The 18,005-nt window shown below is 54.5% G+C and carries 17 protein-coding genes; 5 read left to right on the forward strand and 12 right to left on the reverse strand.

What is annotated here, in order from left to right:
* The first annotated feature begins 13 nt into the window (after positions 1 to 13).
* The gene (locus ACCW76_RS04990) at positions 14 to 301 is read left to right on the forward strand and encodes a GIY-YIG nuclease family protein (protein ID WP_038649386.1); all 288 of its coding nucleotides are present in this window, start codon (positions 14 to 16) and stop codon (positions 299 to 301) included.
* On the opposite strand, the gene ACCW76_RS04995 is transcribed toward ACCW76_RS04990, so the two are convergent.
* Positions 285 to 791: a GNAT family N-acetyltransferase gene (locus tag ACCW76_RS04995; protein WP_436337938.1), complete on the reverse strand. Its 507-nt coding sequence runs from the start codon at positions 789 to 791 to the stop codon at positions 285 to 287. The two genes, ACCW76_RS04990 and ACCW76_RS04995, sit on opposite strands and share 17 nt — an antisense overlap.
* Positions 785 to 1,309, reverse strand: a complete 525-nt coding sequence (ubiT, locus tag ACCW76_RS05000; RefSeq protein WP_436338048.1) for a ubiquinone anaerobic biosynthesis accessory factor UbiT — start codon at positions 1,307 to 1,309, stop codon at positions 785 to 787. Before ubiT ends, ACCW76_RS04995 begins: the two co-directional genes overlap by 7 nt.
* 204 nt (positions 1,310 to 1,513) lie before the next feature.
* Here ubiT and ubiU point away from each other — a divergent pair, with 204 nt between their 5' ends.
* The 3 genes from ubiU to ACCW76_RS05015 all read left to right on the forward strand — a co-directional run bounded on the left by ubiU (position 1,514) and on the right by ACCW76_RS05015 (position 4,529).
* Positions 1,514 to 2,509, forward strand: coding sequence for a ubiquinone anaerobic biosynthesis protein UbiU (gene ubiU, locus ACCW76_RS05005; protein ID WP_038649392.1), 996 nt, complete (start codon positions 1,514 to 1,516; stop codon positions 2,507 to 2,509).
* A gap of 9 nt (positions 2,510 to 2,518) precedes the next feature.
* Positions 2,519 to 3,403 carry a U32 family peptidase gene (locus ACCW76_RS05010; protein WP_045833002.1) on the forward strand — a complete coding sequence of 295 codons (885 nt, stop codon included), beginning with the start codon at positions 2,519 to 2,521 and terminating at the stop codon, positions 3,401 to 3,403.
* Positions 3,404 to 3,518: 115 nt separating this feature from the next.
* Positions 3,519 to 4,529 (forward strand): luciferase-like monooxygenase, encoded by a 1,011-nt coding sequence (locus tag ACCW76_RS05015; protein WP_436337939.1) that lies wholly within the window; start codon positions 3,519 to 3,521, stop codon positions 4,527 to 4,529.
* Between the two features lie 3 nt (positions 4,530 to 4,532).
* On the opposite strand, the gene ACCW76_RS05020 is transcribed toward ACCW76_RS05015, so the two are convergent.
* Positions 4,533 to 5,450: an AraC family transcriptional regulator gene (locus tag ACCW76_RS05020; RefSeq protein ID WP_167139467.1), complete on the reverse strand. Its 918-nt coding sequence runs from the start codon at positions 5,448 to 5,450 to the stop codon at positions 4,533 to 4,535.
* Positions 5,451 to 5,633: 183 nt separating this feature from the next.
* On the opposite strand from ACCW76_RS05020, the gene ACCW76_RS05025 reads away from it, so the two are divergent.
* Entirely contained in the window at positions 5,634 to 6,380 is a 747-nt protein-coding gene (locus ACCW76_RS05025) for an SDR family NAD(P)-dependent oxidoreductase (RefSeq protein ID WP_038649403.1), read from the forward strand.
* A gap of 67 nt (positions 6,381 to 6,447) precedes the next feature.
* On the opposite strand, the gene ACCW76_RS05030 is transcribed toward ACCW76_RS05025, so the two are convergent.
* The 9 genes from ACCW76_RS05030 to nusA form a co-directional block, all read right to left on the reverse strand.
* Positions 6,448 to 8,334 (reverse strand): DEAD/DEAH family ATP-dependent RNA helicase, encoded by a 1,887-nt coding sequence (locus ACCW76_RS05030; protein ID WP_436337941.1) that lies wholly within the window; start codon positions 8,332 to 8,334, stop codon positions 6,448 to 6,450.
* Positions 8,335 to 8,350: 16 nt separating this feature from the next.
* On the reverse strand, positions 8,351 to 8,407 hold the full coding sequence (gene yrbN / locus ACCW76_RS05035) for a protein YrbN (RefSeq protein WP_100229640.1): 57 nt from the start codon (positions 8,405 to 8,407) through the stop codon (positions 8,351 to 8,353).
* 103 nt (positions 8,408 to 8,510) lie between these two features.
* Positions 8,511 to 9,395 carry a lipoprotein NlpI gene (gene nlpI, locus ACCW76_RS05040; RefSeq protein ID WP_008104288.1) on the reverse strand — a complete coding sequence of 295 codons (885 nt, stop codon included), beginning with the start codon at positions 9,393 to 9,395 and terminating at the stop codon, positions 8,511 to 8,513.
* A 129-nt stretch (positions 9,396 to 9,524) separates the two neighbouring features.
* A complete protein-coding gene (gene pnp / locus ACCW76_RS05045; protein ID WP_436337942.1) occupies positions 9,525 to 11,660 on the reverse strand; it encodes a polyribonucleotide nucleotidyltransferase in 2,136 nt (711 codons plus the stop codon).
* A 311-nt stretch (positions 11,661 to 11,971) separates the two neighbouring features.
* A complete protein-coding gene (rpsO, locus tag ACCW76_RS05050; RefSeq protein WP_034826514.1) occupies positions 11,972 to 12,241 on the reverse strand; it encodes a 30S ribosomal protein S15 in 270 nt (89 codons plus the stop codon).
* Between the two features lie 135 nt (positions 12,242 to 12,376).
* Positions 12,377 to 13,321 (reverse strand): tRNA pseudouridine(55) synthase TruB, encoded by a 945-nt coding sequence (truB, locus tag ACCW76_RS05055; RefSeq protein ID WP_436337944.1) that lies wholly within the window; start codon positions 13,319 to 13,321, stop codon positions 12,377 to 12,379.
* A complete protein-coding gene (rbfA, locus tag ACCW76_RS05060) occupies positions 13,321 to 13,728 on the reverse strand; it encodes a 30S ribosome-binding factor RbfA (protein WP_436337945.1) in 408 nt (135 codons plus the stop codon). The genes truB and rbfA overlap by 1 nt, the downstream gene beginning before the upstream one ends.
* Before the next feature lie 66 nt (positions 13,729 to 13,794).
* Positions 13,795 to 16,485, reverse strand: a complete 2,691-nt coding sequence (gene infB, locus ACCW76_RS05065; RefSeq protein ID WP_034826524.1) for a translation initiation factor IF-2 — start codon at positions 16,483 to 16,485, stop codon at positions 13,795 to 13,797.
* A 17-nt stretch (positions 16,486 to 16,502) separates the two neighbouring features.
* Positions 16,503 to 17,990 carry a transcription termination factor NusA gene (gene nusA / locus ACCW76_RS05070; protein WP_034826526.1) on the reverse strand — a complete coding sequence of 496 codons (1,488 nt, stop codon included), beginning with the start codon at positions 17,988 to 17,990 and terminating at the stop codon, positions 16,503 to 16,505.
* Positions 17,991 to 18,005 lie beyond the last annotated feature (15 nt).

Here is an 18,005-nt window from a genome sequence, read left to right on the forward strand (position 1 = left end):
GGAAAAGTCATATATGCAACAGGGCTGGCAGCTTTACATGCTGCAAACCGCCGCCGGGATGATTTACACCGGCATTACCACCGATGTGCATCGTCGCCTGCAGCAACATCAGAGCGGAAAAGGTGCACGCGCATTGCGTGGCAAGGGTCCGCTGACGCTGGTGTTTAACTGTGATGCCGGCGATCGCGCGGCCGCTTCGCGCCTGGAATATCAGGTGAAGCAGCTCAGCCGCACGCAAAAGCTGCTGCTGGTTGCACAGCAGCCTGCATGCCTGAACGCATGGTTTAATCGAAACGATTAAAAGGTTCAGCGAATGCGATCAGCCCTTCTGCGCCCGTAAACGCATCATCCGCTAACTTGTATACCTGAAACGCCGCTTCACTGCCCAGCCAGCGACAGTGCAAGCCATGACGGGCCGCCGGTTCGAAGCCCAATGGGTTGTAGAATTCGGGATCGCCCAAGACCACCACCGCGCTGTAGCTGAACTCGTTCAGGGAATCGAGCCCTTCATACACCAGCTGTTTGGCAATGCCCCGCTTACGAACGGATTCATCTACCGCCAGCGGCGCCAGCGCCACCCAGTTGCGGTCTTCACCTTGCAAGGTCACCGGGCTAAAGGCGGCATAACCCAACACCTGCCCTTCATCGTCCGTGGCCACCACACCCAGCGTTAACAGACCATCTTCACGTAGCTGCTGCACCAGTTCAGCCTCGGCGGAGGTCGCAAAACTGCGCTTCAATAACGTGTCGATGCCCGCCGCATCTACACCAATTTCAGTACGAATTAACATGAGATCCCCGCGCGCGCCTCAGCGGCCTCCGCGTCCTGTTTCATTCCTGCCTCAACAAAGGCAGCCAGCTGCTGCAACCCCGTGCGCAAAGGCGTGGGCATGGCCTCCAGTTCAATGGCATCCATCAAATTCTTCACCTCCAAACCCAGCTCCGTGTCGCCCTCAATCACCAGACGGCGTTGAAAGAACAACATATCGGGGTCTGCTTTGCGTGCTGCCACCAGCAACAAGTCGTTGGCTTCACCGCGGAACCAGACATCTGCCTCGGCGTCGCGTGAAACGGTCAGGCGTCCATTCTGCAAGGTGGTGATCCAGCACAGATTCACATCTGCAATCTCAATCCCCAGAAAGCGCCCTTCCAGAAAGTCTAACTCACCTTCAGACAAAGCATGACGAAATTGCCAGTTTAAGAGTTGTTGCAAAACCACTTTTTTTACAGGGAATGGGGTGAGTGAAACAGGTAAGGCAAGGAATTCTGGGCCTTTTTTCACCATCAGGCCGCGTAAGCGCGAAAACATCATCAACAATCCCTTCAGAAAATTTTACCTATATTGCCACATCCAGGCGCCCTCGCCTCCACTGAGATCAAGGAAATCGCTGAACAATTGATTAAATAACCTTCACTCTGCATGCTGAGTGACGCTTTCACTGCCTTAAATCAACATTCACGCCTGTCGCCTTCCCTACACTTTAACGCTTCGGAATTCGGGGGGAGGAAATGTATGGAACTGCTGTGTCCAGCGGGGAATTTACCTGCGCTGAAATCGGCGGTGGAGCATGGCGCCGATGCAGTGTATGTCGGTTTGAAAGATGACACCAATGCCCGCCACTTTGCTGGCCTTAATTTTACTGACAAGAAGCTGGCAGAAGCGGCACGCTTCCTGCACCAGCACCGCCGCAAGCTGCACGTGGCCATCAATACCTTTGCCCATCCTGATGGGATGAATCGCTGGCAAACGGCCATTGATGTGGCGGCGCAGAACGGCGCAGATGCCTTGATTCTCGCCGATATCGCCACGCTGGAGTATGCCGCGCAGCGTTATCCGCAGGTGGAACGCCATCTTTCCGTGCAAGCTTCGGCCACAAATTTACAGGCCATCCACTTTTACCATCGCCATTTCGATCTCAGCCGCGTGGTGTTGCCGCGCGTACTGTCGATGCATCAGGTGAAACAGCTGGCGCGTGAGACACCGGTGCCGCTGGAAGTGTTTGCCTTTGGCAGCCTGTGCATTATGGCGGAAGGCCGTTGCTATCTCTCCTCCTGGCTGACGGGAGAATCACCCAACAGTGCGGGTGCCTGCTCGCCGGCAAAATTCGTGCGCTGGCAGCAGACGCCGCAGGGAATGGAATCACGCCTGAATGAAGTGCTGATTGATCGTTACAGCGCCGATGAGAGCGCCGGTTATCCCACTCTGTGTAAAGGGCGCTATGAAGTGGATGACCAGCGCTATCACGTGCTGGAAGAACCCACCAGCCTGAACACCTTATCGCTGTTGCCGGAGTTGCTACGCGCCAATATTGCTTCGGTAAAAATTGAAGGCCGCCAACGCAGTCCGGCTTATGTGGCGCAAGTAGCAAAAGTGTGGCGCCAGGCGATTGATCGCTGCATGGCCTCACCCGAGCAATTCGCGGTGCAGGAACCCTGGATGCGCGCGCTGGGCGAACTTTCTGAAGGTAGCCAGACCACGCTCGGTGCCTATCACCGCAGCTGGCAGTGAGGAGACGCTATGAAATATGCCATCGGGCCGGTGCTGTGGTACTGGCCAACGGAGACGCTGGAACACTTTTATCAGCAGGCAGCCGACAGCTCTGCTGACATCATCTACCTCGGCGAAGCGGTATGCAGTAAACGACGTGCGACCCCATTCCAGCAATGGATGGAATTAGGCCGTCATCTGGCACAACACGGCAAACAAGTGGTGCTCAGCACGCTGGCGCTGTTGCAGTCACCTTCGGAAGTCAAAGAGCTGCGGCGTTATGTGGAGAACGGGGAATTTTTGCTGGAAGCCAACGACATCGGCACCGTTAACATGGCAGCCGAGCGTAAGCTGCCGTTTGTCGCCGGGCCGACGCTTAACGTCTACAACGCACAAACACTGCAGCTGCTGCTGAAAGAAGGTATGACGCGCTGGTGTTTGCCGGTTGAGATGTCGCGCGACTGGCTGATTCAGCTATTGCAGCAGTGCAATGCCGCAGGCCTGCGCGACAAGTTTGAAGTGGAAGTGATCGGCTATGGCCATCTGCCACTGGCGCTGTCAGCACGCTGCTTTACCGCCCGTTCCGAAAATCGCGCCAAAGATGACTGCCAGACTTGCTGTATTAACTATCCTACCGGCCGCCGTGTGCTGTCGCAGGAGGGCCAGCAGGTGTTTGTGTTGAATGGTATCCAGACCATGAGCGGCTACTGCTATAACCTCGGTAACGATTTGGCCGGTATGCATAACTGGATCGACATCGTGCGCCTCTCGCCGCAGGATGAAACTACGCTGGCAGAGGTCGATCGCTTCCGCGCGAACGAAGCCGGCGAAGCGCCGCTGATGATGGCGCGCGGCAGTGACTGCAATGGTTACTGGCGTCGTTTGGCCGGTATGGCGCTTGAAGGCGGACGCTAAAGGCACATTCCGGCTATATTCCTGCTGTTAATAGCAGTTTTAATATGGGTAATGATGCGTAATACTGACTGGCGCAGGTCTGATAACACCTGCGCCATCCTTATCTGGAGTGCCCATGTCTGAGAAAAAAACAGTTCGCCTGTCCGTACTGGATCTTGCACCTATCCCGCAAGGTTCTGCTGCGCGCGAAGCTTTCCACAATTCGCTGGCGCTGGCGCGTCAATCTGAAGCCCTTGGTTTCCATCGTTACTGGCTTGCTGAGCACCACAACATGACCGGTATCGCCAGTGCGGCAACCTCCGTGTTGATTGGCTATCTGGCCGCGAATACCGAAACTCTGCGCCTCGGATCTGGCGGTATTATGCTGCCCAACCACGCACCGCTGGTGATCGCTGAACAGTTTGGTACGCTCGAATCGTTATACCCTGGCCGTATTGATTTAGGGCTGGGCCGTGCACCGGGTTCTGACCAGCGCACCATGCTCGCGCTGCGCCGCCATCTCTCCAGCGCCCAGGCGGATAGCTTCCCGGAAGATGTGGCAGAACTGATTCGTTGGTTTGATGCCGAAGAGGGTGAACATCCGCCAGTGCAGCCAGTGCCGGGTTTAGGCTTGAAAATTCCTGTCTGGCTGTTGGGTTCCAGCCTCTACAGCGCACAGCTGGCCGCGCAGCTCGGCCTGCCGTTCGCCTTTGCTTCCCACTTTGCACCGGATCTGTTATTCCAGGCACTGCATCTCTATCGTGAGAAATTCAAGCCTTCAGCGCGTCTGGCCAAACCGTATGCCATGGTGTGCGTCAACGTGGTCGCGGCGGATAGCGAGCGCGATGCGCGCTTCCTGTTTACCTCGATGCAGCAGCAATTTATTAATCTGCGCCGTGGCAAACCCGGCCCGCTGCCTGCACCGGTCGAGAACATGGACAACCTGTGGTCGCCATCAGAGCAGTACGGTGTACAGCAGGCGTTGAGCATGTCGATTGTCGGTGACAGCGATAAAGTGCGTCAGGGACTGGCTGCACTGATACGTGAAACGCAGGCCGATGAAATCATGGTTAATGGCCAGATTTTCGATCCGCAAGCCCGCCTGCGCTCGTTCGCGCTGACCATGGAAGCCGCTCGTTCACTGTAAAGCTTACTGAGGTGGGGACAGGCCTTCTGGCCCCACTGCGACCATGCGCACATCCCGCGCTGGCGATTGCCCGTAAAAGCGGCTGTATTCGCGGCTAAACTGTGAAGCACTCTGGTACCCCACGCGATACCCTGCGGTTCCCGCATCTAACTTATCAATCAGCATCAGACGCCGCGCTTCGTTAAGACGCAGCTGCTTTTGATACTGCATCGGCGTCATAGCTGTGACCGATTTGAAGTGATGGTGCAGCGATGAAATACTCATGCCCACGCTGCTGGCCAGCTGATCCATCTTAAGCGGCTGATGAAAGTTTTCGCGTAGCCAGCGTGCCGCGCGCGCCACTTTGTTGCCCGGCCGTTCCGTCAACGCCATGTTGAGAATGCGCGGCCCTTCCGGACCGGTGAGGAGTCGATAGAAAATTTCCTGTTCAATTAACGGTGCCAACGCCGGAATATCCTGGGGCTGATCCAGCAACTCAATCAGGCGGATCACGGCATCGACCAGTGGCGGCGCCACTTTGTGTACCGTAATCCCACGTTCATTGGTTACCGTTGCGCCAATCTGCTGCAGCGGGAAATGTTCGAGGTAGTGCATCAGGCGCGTTTCGTTGATGGTGATTCCGACGCCCAGATTCGGTTTTTCCTCCGTAGCCTGCACCACGCAGGATTGCACAGGCATATCCAGCGTCACTAACAGCAGATCGCCCGGTCCGTAATGCATCACGTCTTCACCCATGCGCAATGCTTTTTGCCCTTGCGCCACCAGTGCAAAACTGGCCCAGGTGGCAATGTGCGACAAGCTCGTGGGTTTGGAGCTTCGGCCAAAAGAGAGAAAATCGATGGGGCTGAAGTGGCGGCCATCTTCGGGGGTATGGCGAGCGATCATCGCCACCAACTGCTGCCACTGTTCCTGATGAATCATGCGTTGCGCACTCCGTGATGAGTGATCACTGTCCCCGCATTCTCGCCTTTCGCTTGCGTTACGCCTAGTCCCTGCACAGCACATTTGCAGGATTGTGCAAAAAGCTTGCAGGATTGCGCTACCGCAAAATTGTAGGGACAGCGCATGCTTACCCTTCCCCGAATTCTCAGGTGGAGAAACACAATGAAAGCACTTGAAGGCAAAATCGCGCTGGTGACGGGCGCCTCGAAAGGCATTGGCGCCGCCATTGCTATGACTTTCGCGGCGGCCGGCGCTCGCGTCATTGTTAATTACCGCCAGGATGAAGCGGGTGCGGCAGATGTGGTCACGGACATCTGCGAGCTGGGCAGCGATGCCATTGCAGTACAAGCAGATATCTCCCGCGAGGCCGATGTGCAGCGTTTATTCGCGCGCAGCATCGAGCAGTTTGGCGCACCGGATATCGTGGTCAACAATGCCGGTATTTTCCATCACGGCGATTTCGCCGAACTCAGCCTCAGTGAAATGCAGCAGCAGCTCAATGTAAATGTATTGGGCACGTTACTGGTCTGCCAGCAGGCGGCGAAACATTTCCCGGCTCGCGGGGGCACCATCATTAACCTGAGCGCCCTTAACAGCCAACGCAGCACACCCGGCTCGGTGTTATGGGCAGCGACCAAAGGGGCGATTGATACCTTAACCCAGGGCCTGGCGCGTGAGCTGGGCCCACGGAATATTCGCGTCAATGCGCTGGCACCGGGCATTATCCTGACTGAAGGCTTGCTGGCCGCGAAGAAGATGAATCCGGATGTCAAAGCGAAACTGATCGCTGCTACGCCGTTAGGACGATTTGGTCTGCCGGAAGATGTGGCGCAGGTTGCCCTGTTTCTGGCATCAGAAGAGTCAGCCTACGTCAGTGGAGAGCGGGTGTTGATTGCCGGCGGCGTGTAACGTTTGATTTACGAACATAAAAAAAGGGACGCCGTGGCGTCCCTTTTTATTTTTAAGCGTTTATCGCTTAAGCGTCACGACGACGTGGTGTAGAAGCACCTTCTGGACGTGGGCCACGACCGCCTTCACGGCTGAAGCGTCCGCCTTCACGGCCTGAGTCACGACCACCTTCACGACGCTCAGAGAAGCGACGCGGTGCGCCATTACCACGACGCTCACCATCACGACCGCCTGGACGACGTTCGCTACGCTCGAACGCAGGAGCATCACCCATCAACTGCATGTTCATCGGCTTGTTCAGAATGCGCGTGCGAGTGAAGTGTTGCAGAACTTCGCCCGGCATACCTTTTGGCAGCTCGATAGTTGAGTGGGTACCAAACAGCTTGATGTTACCGATGTAACGGCTGCTGATGTCACCTTCGTTAGCGATCGCGCCCACGATATGACGAACTTCAACACCATCATCACGGCCCACTTCAATGCGGTACAGCTGCATTTCGCCAACGTCACGACGTTCACGACGTGGAGCGCCATCACGGTCACCGCGATCGCCACGGCTTTCGCGTGGACCACGTGAGTCACGAGAATCACGACGATCATCACGGTCGCGGAACTCACGACGTGGTGGGCGTGGTGCTTCTGGTGGCAGAATCAGTGGACGCTCGCCCTGTGCCATTTTCAGCAGTGCTGCGGCCAGTGTTTCGAGATCCAGATCTTCGCCCGGCTGCATTTTGCTCAGCAGTGCACGGTACATATCCAGATCGCTGCTTTCCAGCTGCAGCTGTACTTTGGCGGCGAATTTAGCCAGACGGCGCTCGCTCAGCAGCTCTGCGTTTGGCAGTTCAACTTCTGGAATAGTCAGCTTCATGGTGCGTTCGATGTTACGCAGCAGACGACGCTCGCGGTTCTCAACGAACAGCAGCGCACGGCCCGCACGACCTGCACGACCAGTACGGCCGATACGGTGAACGTAAGACTCAGCATCCATTGGGATGTCATAGTTAACAACCAGGCTGATACGCTCAACGTCCAGACCACGTGCTGCAACGTCGGTTGCGATCAGGATGTCCAGACGACCATCTTTCAGGCGCTCCAGTGTCTGCTCACGCAGAGCCTGGTTCATGTCACCGTTCAGTGCTGCGCTGTTATAGCCGCTGCGCTCCAGCGCTTCAGCCACTTCCAGCGTGGCGTTTTTGGTACGCACGAAGATGATGGCAGCATCGAAGTCTTCCGCTTCCAGGAAACGCACCAGCGCGTCAGTTTTACGGCCGTAAGCGGTCCAGTAAGACTGAGAAATGTCAGGACGCGTGGTCAGGCTTGACTGAATGCGCACTTCCTGTGGATCTTTCATGAAGCGTTTGGTGATACGACGAATCGCTTCTGGCATGGTCGCTGAGAACAGCGCGGTCTGATGACCGTCTGGGATCTGCGCCATGATGGTTTCAACGTCTTCGATGAAGCCCATACGCAGCATTTCATCAGCTTCGTCCAGCACCAGGCCGCGCAGGTTAGACAGATCTAACGTGCCGCGTTTCAGGTGATCCAGCAGACGACCAGGCGTACCTACGACAACCTGTGGTCCCTGGCGCAGTGCGCGCAGCTGAACGTCATAACGCTGGCCGCCGTACAGGGCAACCACGTTCACGCCACGCATGTGTTTAGAGAATTCCGTCATGGCTTCAGCAACCTGAACAGCCAGTTCACGGGTTGGAGCCAGCACCAGAATCTGTGGTGCGCGGACAGTTGGATCAATGTTGTTCAGTAACGGCAGGGAGAATGCCGCTGTTTTACCACTCCCGGTCTGCGCCATACCCAGCACATCACGGCCCGCCAGCAGGTGAGGAATACACTCAGCCTGGATTGGGGATGGCTTTTCGTAGCCCATACCATTCAGTGATTCGAGGATGTCAGCGTTCAGGCCAAGGTCAGAAAAAGTGGTTTGAATATCAGTCATGTAGTACACGTGCCTCTTAGATTGCGGCGGCCAGTCTACATAACTCGTCGTGAAAATTTTCAGTCATTTTCATCAAAAAGTGTGAACCGGCTCAAATTAGAAGTTTTGACGAACAGAAAAGCCCTCACCTCGAAGATGATGACTTTACAAGTATTCAGGCAATAAAAGTTCGTCAGCTATTGCTGGTCAGATTCTGATAAATCGTCTTGTGTCTGGCCGAGTTGCGCCAGTTCCAACAATGCGTATCGGTGCTCAACAAAGTTGTTAACATTGTTAGCGACCGCCAGTTTGAACAACGCTTTCGCGTCGTCCTTCTCCCCCAGACTTAGGTAGTACTTACCTAAATAGAAGTTGGTTTCACTGAGATGTTCAGCGAGCGAGGTGTTATCCGTTGCGTCCGCCTTGAGACGTTCCATCAGCGTTTTTTCACTGATGTCGCCAAGGTAGAACTCGACAATATTCCATCCCCATTGGTCCCGGACCGCTTTGTCATGTCGCTGTCTCAGCGTGACTTTGGCCTTGTCGGCGTCCATATCGCTTTCAACGAGATAGAGCCAAAGGCTGCGGAAAGGATCGTTAGGATCGTCTTGATAAAACGCCAGCAGATCATCTTGCGCTAACTTGTATCGACCGCCGTAATAGAGGGCGATACCACGGTTTAAATGCGCATAGTTGTAAGTTGGATCAAGCTCAAGTACAGAATCAAACGCTTCATAGGCAGCATCAAAATTGCCTGCCTGCGTTAAATATATACCGAGGTAGTTAAACACCTCAGGCATATCCGGTCTTATAGACAGCGCTTGCGAGAAATCGTTCCGCGCTAATGCCCTCAGACCCAAACTATCATACAACACTCCGCGCTCATATAATAGCTGTGCGCGTTCATCATCGGTCAGGGCACGACTGGCAAGAATTTGTTCCATTCGCGCCAGGATCACCTCTTGCTGCAGTGTGGGCTGCAAAGGTACTGCCAGAACTTCGTTCTTACGCCAATTGGAGTTGCTGCATCCTGCCAGCGTGATAGCTGTCGCAACAAAACACCAGCGCAAAAAAGGCTTCATTTCCCACTCCCGAATACAAACATTGGGATAACCATCCTGTCATCCGCCTGCTGTGCACAAGGATTCCCGCCCTCGCGATGATCCAAACACTTCTCCCCGCAGAGCAGGGAGAAGCCAATCAGTAAACGCTTACTCGGCGTCAGATGCATTCGTTGCAGCAGGGGTTTCTTCCGCTGGTTTCTGCTCTGTCGCTTCTTTGATGCTCAGGCGTACGCGGCCCTGACGGTCCACTTCCATCACTTTCACTGGAACTTCCTGACCCATCTGCAGATAGTCGGTCACTTTCTCAACACGCTTATCAGCGATCTGAGAGATATGGACCAGACCTTCTTTACCGCCGCCGATTGCCACAAAGGCACCGAAATCAACGATACGCGTCACTTTACCAGAGTAGATACGACCCACTTCGATTTCAGCGGTGATCTCTTCAATACGACGAATCGCTTCTTTCGCTTTGTTGCCGTCGGTTGCTGCAATCTTCACAGTACCATCATCTTCAATTTCGATGGTGGTGCCGGTTTCTTCGGTCAGCGCACGGATAACAGAACCGCCTTTACCGATAACATCTTTGATCTTGTCTGAATTGATCTTGATGGTGTAAATGCGCGGTGCGAACTCAGAGATTTCCTGACGTGGGGTGCTGATGGCCTGCTCCATCACGCTCAGGATGTGCAGACGCGCGCCCTTAGCCTGATTCAGTGCAACCTGCATGATCTCACGGGTGATACCTTCAATTTTGATATCCATCTGCAACGCAGTGATACCGTCGCGGCTGCCCGCTACTTTGAAGTCCATATCGCCAAGGTGATCTTCATCGCCCAGGATGTCAGACAGAACCACGAAGTTCTCGTCTTCTTTGACCAGACCCATCGCGATACCGGCTACGGCTGCTTTGATCGGTACGCCTGCGTCCATCAGTGCCAGAGAAGCACCACACACGGAAGCCATTGAAGAAGAACCGTTAGATTCAGTGATTTCTGACACCACACGTACGGTGTACGGGAACTCTTCCTGCTTCGGCATCACTGCCAGCACGCCACGCTTCGCCAGACGGCCGTGACCAATTTCACGACGCTTCGGTGAGCCAACCATACCGGTTTCGCCCACAGAGTACGGAGGGAAGTTGTAGTGGAACAGGAAGCTGTCAGTACGCTCGCCCATCAGCTCATCCAGGTTCTGCGCATCACGGGCGGTACCCAGTGTTGCGGTAACCAGTGCCTGCGTTTCACCACGGGTGAACAGTGAAGAACCGTGAGTACGTGGCAGCACGCCAGTACGTACATCCAGACCACGGATCATATCTTTTTCGCGGCCATCGATACGTGGCTCACCACGGATGATACGGCTACGCACGACGCTCTTCTCGAGATCGTGAACGATGTCAGCGATTTCGCCAGCATCCAGCGTTTCGTCTTCAGCCTGAAGGGCAGCGATAGTCGCGTCTTTAACTGCGCCAACCTGAGTGTAACGCTCTTGCTTATCAGTGATGCGGTAAGCATCAGCGATACCGGCTTCTGCCAGTGAAGCAACACGTGCAATCAGTGCATCGTTCGCTGGCTCTGGCTGCCAGTCCCAACGTGGTTTGCCTGCTTCAGCAACCAGTGCGTTGATGTTTTCGATAACAACCTGCTGCTGATCGTGGCCGAACACCACCGCGCCCAGCATCTGGTCTTCGGTCAGTACTTCTGCTTCAGATTCAACCATCAGAACCGCGTTCTGAGTACCTGCAACCACCAGGTCCAGACGTGAAGTTTTGATTTCATCAGCGGTTGGGTTCAGAACGTACTGGTCATTGATATAACCCACACGTGCTGCACCGATTGGGCCGTTGAATGGCAGGCCTGACAGCGCCAGCGCGGCAGATGCGCCGATCATCGCAACAATGTCCGGGTTAACCTGTGGGTTAACAGACACAACGGTCGCAATAACCTGCACTTCGTTGATGAAACCTTCCGGGAACAGTGGACGCACTGGACGGTCAATCAGACGAGAAATCAGGGTTTCGCCTTCGCTTGGACGGCCTTCACGACGGAAGAAGCTACCCGGGATACGACCAGCAGCGTAAGTACGCTCCTGATAGTTAACCGTCAGCGGGAAGAAATCCTGACCTGGTTTGGTTTTTTTCTGGCCAACAACAGTCACGAATACCGCGGTGTCGTCCATGCTCGCCATAACTGCTGCAGTGGCCTGGCGCGCCATCATGCCGGTTTCCAGCGTGACGGTATGCTGACCATATTGGAATTTGCGTACGATCGGGTTCAGCAAAATTTAAGTCCTTAAATTCGAGGGGCAGAGCGCTCTTTGGCTCGCCGGGGTTTACCGATCTTTAGTTGCATCCTCGCGACTAATGACAATCTTCAACCGCTCATGCGGTAAAGCCTCTCATTAGCCGCGCGAAACGCTGCAAGCAAAGATCACTCTCAGCAACAATACATGAGTTTGGTACGGAATGCTGCGGATTGCTCGAAAAAAGGGGCCATAAAGGCCCCCTTTTCGCGAAACTCGCACAAATCTGATCGTCAGATGCGCTTTTCTGCATAGTGCATGTGCTACATCGTTGATCAGATTCTTCAGACTTAGCGACGCAGACCCAGGGTTTCGATCAGGCTGGTGTAACGTGCAACGTCTTTACGCTTCAGGTAGTCCAGCAGCTTACGACGCTGAGATACCATGCGCAGCAGACCGCGACGGCTGTGATGGTCTTTTTTGTGCTCAGAGAAGTGACCCTGCAGGTGGTTAATCTGAGCAGTCAGCAGAGCAACCTGAACTTCAGTTGAACCGCTGTCGTTAGCACCACGACCGAATTTAGCAACGATCTCTGCTTTAGCTTCTACGCTTAGAGACATAATAAACTCCGAAATAATAAATGAATGGTTGGGTGCCGATCTCTAATTCAGCAGCCCGCTTTAAAAGCCGCGCTATTCTACTCTTCGCCTGATTGCAACGCAAATGCGCCGTTAGCTCAAACGTGAATGTGTTGATTAGGCGGGAAACTCGACCACCAGACGACGCGGCGCCACGCGCCCATCCTCAGCGATTTCTGCCATGCCGATAAATTTATGTTCTTCACCTTCGGTAACACGCACCAATCCCTGTTCAGGCGCATTCGCCACCTGCACCGGCATCCCCTGCTTGAAATAAGCGGCGACAGAGGGCAGCAAATTGACGATGGGGAACTCCTCCGCAGGGCTATCCATTGGCAGCAGCAGTGCATCCAGTGCACGGTAGTCTGGCGTTTCTGCTGCGTTGGCTTCAGCCGCCATCGCCTGCAACTGCTCAAAGGTGATCATGCGATCAATCGGATACTTCGCCACCTGCAAACGACGCAACATAATCACATGTGCGCCGCAGCCGAGCTTCTCGCCGAGGTCATCGATGATGGTGCGAATATAAGTGCCCTTGGAAACGTGAATTTCCAGCTCCAGCTCATCCCCTTCCCAGCGAATAAACTGCAGTTCAAACACGGTGATCGGACGTGCATCACGCGGTACGGTAATGCCTTCACGCGCGTATTCATACAGCTTGCGGCCCTGGTACTTCAACGCAGAGAACATGGTGGGTACTTGTAAGGTGTCACCACGGAAGCTCTCCAGCGCCGCATCAAGCTGGGCTTGATTGAAGGTCACCGGGCGCGTCTCGACGATATTGCCATCAGCGTCTGAGGTATCCGTACGCTCGCCGAGGCGGGCAATAACGCGATAGCGTTTATCGGAATCGAGCAGGAACTGCGAAAACTTCGTCGCTTCACCGAGGCAGATCGGCAGCATGCCTGTTGCCAGGGGATCAAGCGCACCCGTGTGACCCGCTTTGTTCGCGTGAAACAGACGCTTCACTTTCTGCAGCACATCGTTCGAGGATGCGCCCTGATGCTTATCCAGCAAAAACACACCGTGGACGTCGCGACCGCGACGACGAGGACGACTCATTAGCCCTCCTTGTCATCTTCCGCCGGGCTTTCGCCACGACGCTCAACGTCACTTTTGATCACGTTGCTGACCAGGTTAGACATGCGCATCCCTTCGATCAGCGAGTTGTCATAGAAGAAGGTCAGTTCAGGTACGATACGCAGACGCATCGCTTTCCCCACCAGAATACGGATATAACCTGAGGCTTCTTTCAGCGCTTTCAGGCCATTTTTTACCGCATCTTCATCCTGATCATTCAAAAAGGTCACGAAGACTTTGGCATACGCCAGGTCGCGTGACACTTCTACGCCGGATACCGTTACCATCATGCCGAGGCGCGGGTCTTTAATTTCACGTTGCAGGATAATTGCGATTTCTTTCTGCAGTTCCTGAGATACGCGCTGTGGGCGGCCAAATTCTTTTGCCATTTTTTCTTTCTCCCAAATAATTCGGGAGGCCAGAGGCCTCCCAAATTGCAACACATCAAGTGATGATCAATCGATGGTGCGTTTAATTTCAATCACTTCAAAGACTTCGATCATGTCACCAACGCGAACGTCGTTGTAGTTCTTCACGCCGATACCACACTCCATGCCGTTACGCACTTCGTTGACATCGTCTTTAAAGCGACGCAGAGATTCCAGCTCGCCTTCGTAAATCACCACGTTGTCGCGCAGTACGCGAATCGGGTTGTGACGTTTGATGTTGCCTTCGGTGACCATACAGCCAGCAATGGCGCCAAATTTCGGTGACTTGAACACGTCACGCACTTCGGCCAGACCAATGATCTGCTGTTTGAATTCCGGTGCCAGCATGCCGCTCATGGCTGCTTTTACTTCGTCAATCAGATTATAGATAACGGAGTAGTAGCGCAGGTCCACGTTTTCAGCGTCAATCACGCGACGCGCAGAAGCGTCAGCACGGACGTTAAAGCCGAGGATGATGGCGTTGGAAGCCGCTGCCAGGGTCGCGTCGGTTTCGGTGATACCACCCACGCCCGAACCGATAATCTTCACCTTCACTTCGTCGGTGGAGAGTTTCAGCAGCGAGTCGGAGATCGCTTCCACCGAACCCTGTACGTCGGACTTCAGCACGATGTTCAGCTCGGACACTTCGCCTTCGGTCATGTTGGCGAACATGTTCTCCAACTTCGACTTCTGCTGACGCGCCAGTTTCACTTCGCGGAATTTGCCCTGACGATACAGTGCAACTTCACGTGCTTTCTTCTCATCACGCACAACAGTCGCTTCATCACCCGCTGCTGGCACACCAGACAGACCGAGGATTTCCACTGGAATGGATGGACCCGCTTCCAGCACTTCACGACCCAGTTCGTCACGCATCGCACGGACACGGCCGTATTCGAAGCCGCACAGTACGATATCGCCTTTGTTCAGCGTACCTTCACGCACCAGCACGGTCGCAACCGGGCCACGACCTTTGTCGAGGAAGGATTCGATAACCACGCCGCTCGCCATACCTTCACGAATGGCGGTCAGTTCCAGTACTTCAGCCTGCAGCAGAATCGCATTCAGCAGGTCATCAATACCGGTACCCGCTTTCGCAGAGACGTTAACGAACATGTTTTCACCGCCCCACTCTTCCGGAATGATTCCGTACTGGGTCAGTTCATTCTTCACGCGATCCGGGTCTGCTTCTGGCTTATCAATCTTGTTCACCGCAACCACAACCGGCACTTTGGCCGCTTTGGCGTGCTGGATGGCTTCGATAGTCTGTGGCATCACGCCGTCATCGGCAGCAACCACCAGAATAACGATATCCGTTGCCTGCGCACCACGTGCACGCATCGCGGTAAACGCGGCGTGGCCCGGGGTATCCAGGAAGGTTACCATACCGTTGTCAGTTTCAACGTGGTAAGCACCGATATGCTGTGTAATACCGCCAGCCTCGCCTGAGGCGACTTTGGTTGAGCGGATATAGTCCAGCAGCGAGGTTTTACCATGGTCAACGTGACCCATGATAGTGACCACCGGAGCGCGTGACTCCTGCGCTGCATCGGTATCACGATCGTCCATCACCGCTTCTTCCAGTTCGTTCTCGCGGCGCAGGATCACTTTGTGACCCATTTCTTCCGCAACCAACTGGGCTGTTTCCTGGTCGATGACTTGGTTAATGGTCGCCATTGCGCCCATTTTCATCATCGCTTTGATAACCAGTGAGCCTTTCACCGCCATTTTGTTTGCCAGTTCGGCAACAGTAATGGTTTCGCCGATGATCACATCACGGTTAACAGCCTGAACGGGTTTGTTGAAGCCCTGCTGCAGTGCGCTTGGCTTACGGTTTTTACCACCTTTACCACCACGGAACTGCGCACGCGCTTCTTCGCGATCAGTTTTCGCTTCAGAATGCTTGTTGCCTTTTTTGGCTGGGCGCGCTGCTTTGGTGGTACGCGCACGTCCACGTCCGCCTTCAACTTCGCGGTCGTTTTCGTCTTCAGCCTGACGGGCATGAGTGGAAGTGGTGACATGGTAGTCGCCTTTGTCTTCTTCCTCTGGTTTTTCCCATTCAGCTGATTTCTCTTCAGCCAGGCGGCGGGCTTCTTCTGCCACACGGCGAGCGTCTTCTTCCAGCTTACGGCGTGCTTCTTCTTCCGCTTTGCGTTTCAGATCAGCCGCTTCGGCTTCACGACGCGCCTTATCAGACTGCGCAGCCTTGGTTACTTCATCGGTAGGTTGATTAGTCACTTTCTCATTTTCCGCTGCTTCACGCTTGGCCTTTTCAGCGGCTTCGCGCTTGGCTTTATCTTCGGCTTCACGTTGCGCTTTTTGTTCAGCTTCGCGACGGGCTTGTTCTTCCGCCTCGCGACGCGCCTGCTCTTCCGCTTCACGCTGCGCCTCGGCTTCAGCTTCTGCCTGAGCTTGCTCAGACTCAGCATCACCTTTCACGTATGTGCGTTTTTTGCGGACTTCGATTTGCACCGACTTACTTTTACCCCCGGTGACGGGAATATTCAAGGTGCTGCGCGTTTTGCGCTGTAATGTCAGTTTACTTGAACCGGTCTGACCGTGCTCACGATTCAAATGGGACAGTAAGGTTTCTTTCTCTTGCTGGGACACCGCATCGTTTTCAGACTTGCGGATCCCTGCGTCAGCAAATTGCTGTACCAGGCGATCGACCGGAGTCTGAATTTCGGCGGCCAGCGATTTTACGGTTACATCTGTCATGCTGTTCCTTCCTGTTATTACGCGTCATCGCCGAACCAGCAGATATTACGTGCAGCCATAATCAGCGCACCGGCCTTCTCATCATCCAGCCCTTCAATATCTGTCAGATCGTCAACACCTTGCTCAGCGAGATCTTCCAGCGTGCAAACGCCTTTAGACGCCAGGCGATACGCCAGCGCACGATCCAGGCCCTCAAGATTCAGAAGATCCTCAGCGGGCTCCTGATTACCAAGGCTCTCTTCTTTCGCTAATGCCAGGGTGGTCAACGCATTTTTTGCTCGTTCACGCAGGGCTTCAATGGTCTCTTCGTCGAGGCCGTCGATTTCCAGCAACTCGTTGATTGGCACGTAAGCCAATTCTTCCAGCGAAGAGAAGCCCTCTTCCACCAGTACGGTGGCGAACTCTTCGTCGATGTCGAGATGTTTGGTGAACATATCGATCGCTGCGTGGGCTTCAGCCTGATGCTTAGCCTGCAGATCATCGACGGTCATCACGTTCAGTTCCCAACCGCTCAGTTGGGAAGCCAGACGCACGTTTTGGCCGTTACGGCCGATCGCCTGAGCCAGATTACCGGCTTCAACAGCGATATCCATGGTGTGATTGTCTTCATCCACCACGATTGACGCCACATCGGCTGGCGCCATGGCGTTAATCACGAACTGCGCCGGGTTATCGTCCCACAGCACGATATCGATACGCTCGCCACCCAGCTCGCTTGATACAGCCTGGACGCGCGCACCGCGCATACCCACACAAGCGCCTACCGGATCAATACGTTTATCGTTGGTTTTCACCGCGATTTTAGCGCGTGAACCTGGATCGCGCGCAGCCGCTTTGATCTCGATAACTTCTTCACCGATTTCTGGCACCTCAATGCGGAACAGTTCGATCAGCATTTCTGGTTTAGAACGAGTGACAAACAGCTGTGCACCACGCGCTTCCGGGCGAACGGCATATAACACGCCGCGAATACGGTCGCCTGGACGGAAGTTTTCACGTGGCAGCATATCTTCACGTCCGATCACAGCTTCAGCATTGCTGCCCAGATCGAGTGAGATACTGTCGCGGTTTACTTTCTTCACCACGCCGGTGATGATTTCACCTTCGTGTTGACGGAACTGATCAACTACCATCGCGCGCTCAGCTTCACGTACTTTCTGTACGATAACCTGCTTGGCGGTTTGGGTGGTGATACGGTCGAAGGTGACAGATTCAATCTGGTCTTCAACGTATTCGCCCAGATTGAACGCTTCATCTTCAAAGCGGGCCGCATCCAGCGTAATTTCACGAGTCGGCTGTGTCACTTCTTCCACAATCTGCCAGCGACGGAAAGTATCGAAATCACCGCTGCGACGGTCAATGCTGACGCGCACTTCGATCTCTTGCTCATACTTCTTTTTAGTCGCAGTGGCCAAAGCGCTCTCAAGCGCTTCGAAGATTTTCTCACGTGGCAGGGCTTTTTCGTTAGAAACGGCTTCTACTACAGCTAAGATCTCTTTGTTCATCCTGGTTAGCCTCAA

Origin of the sequence: Pantoea sp. C8B4 (genome assembly GCF_051336905.1) — a bacterium.
GTDB lineage: Bacteria > Pseudomonadota > Gammaproteobacteria > Enterobacterales > Enterobacteriaceae > Pantoea > Pantoea rwandensis_B.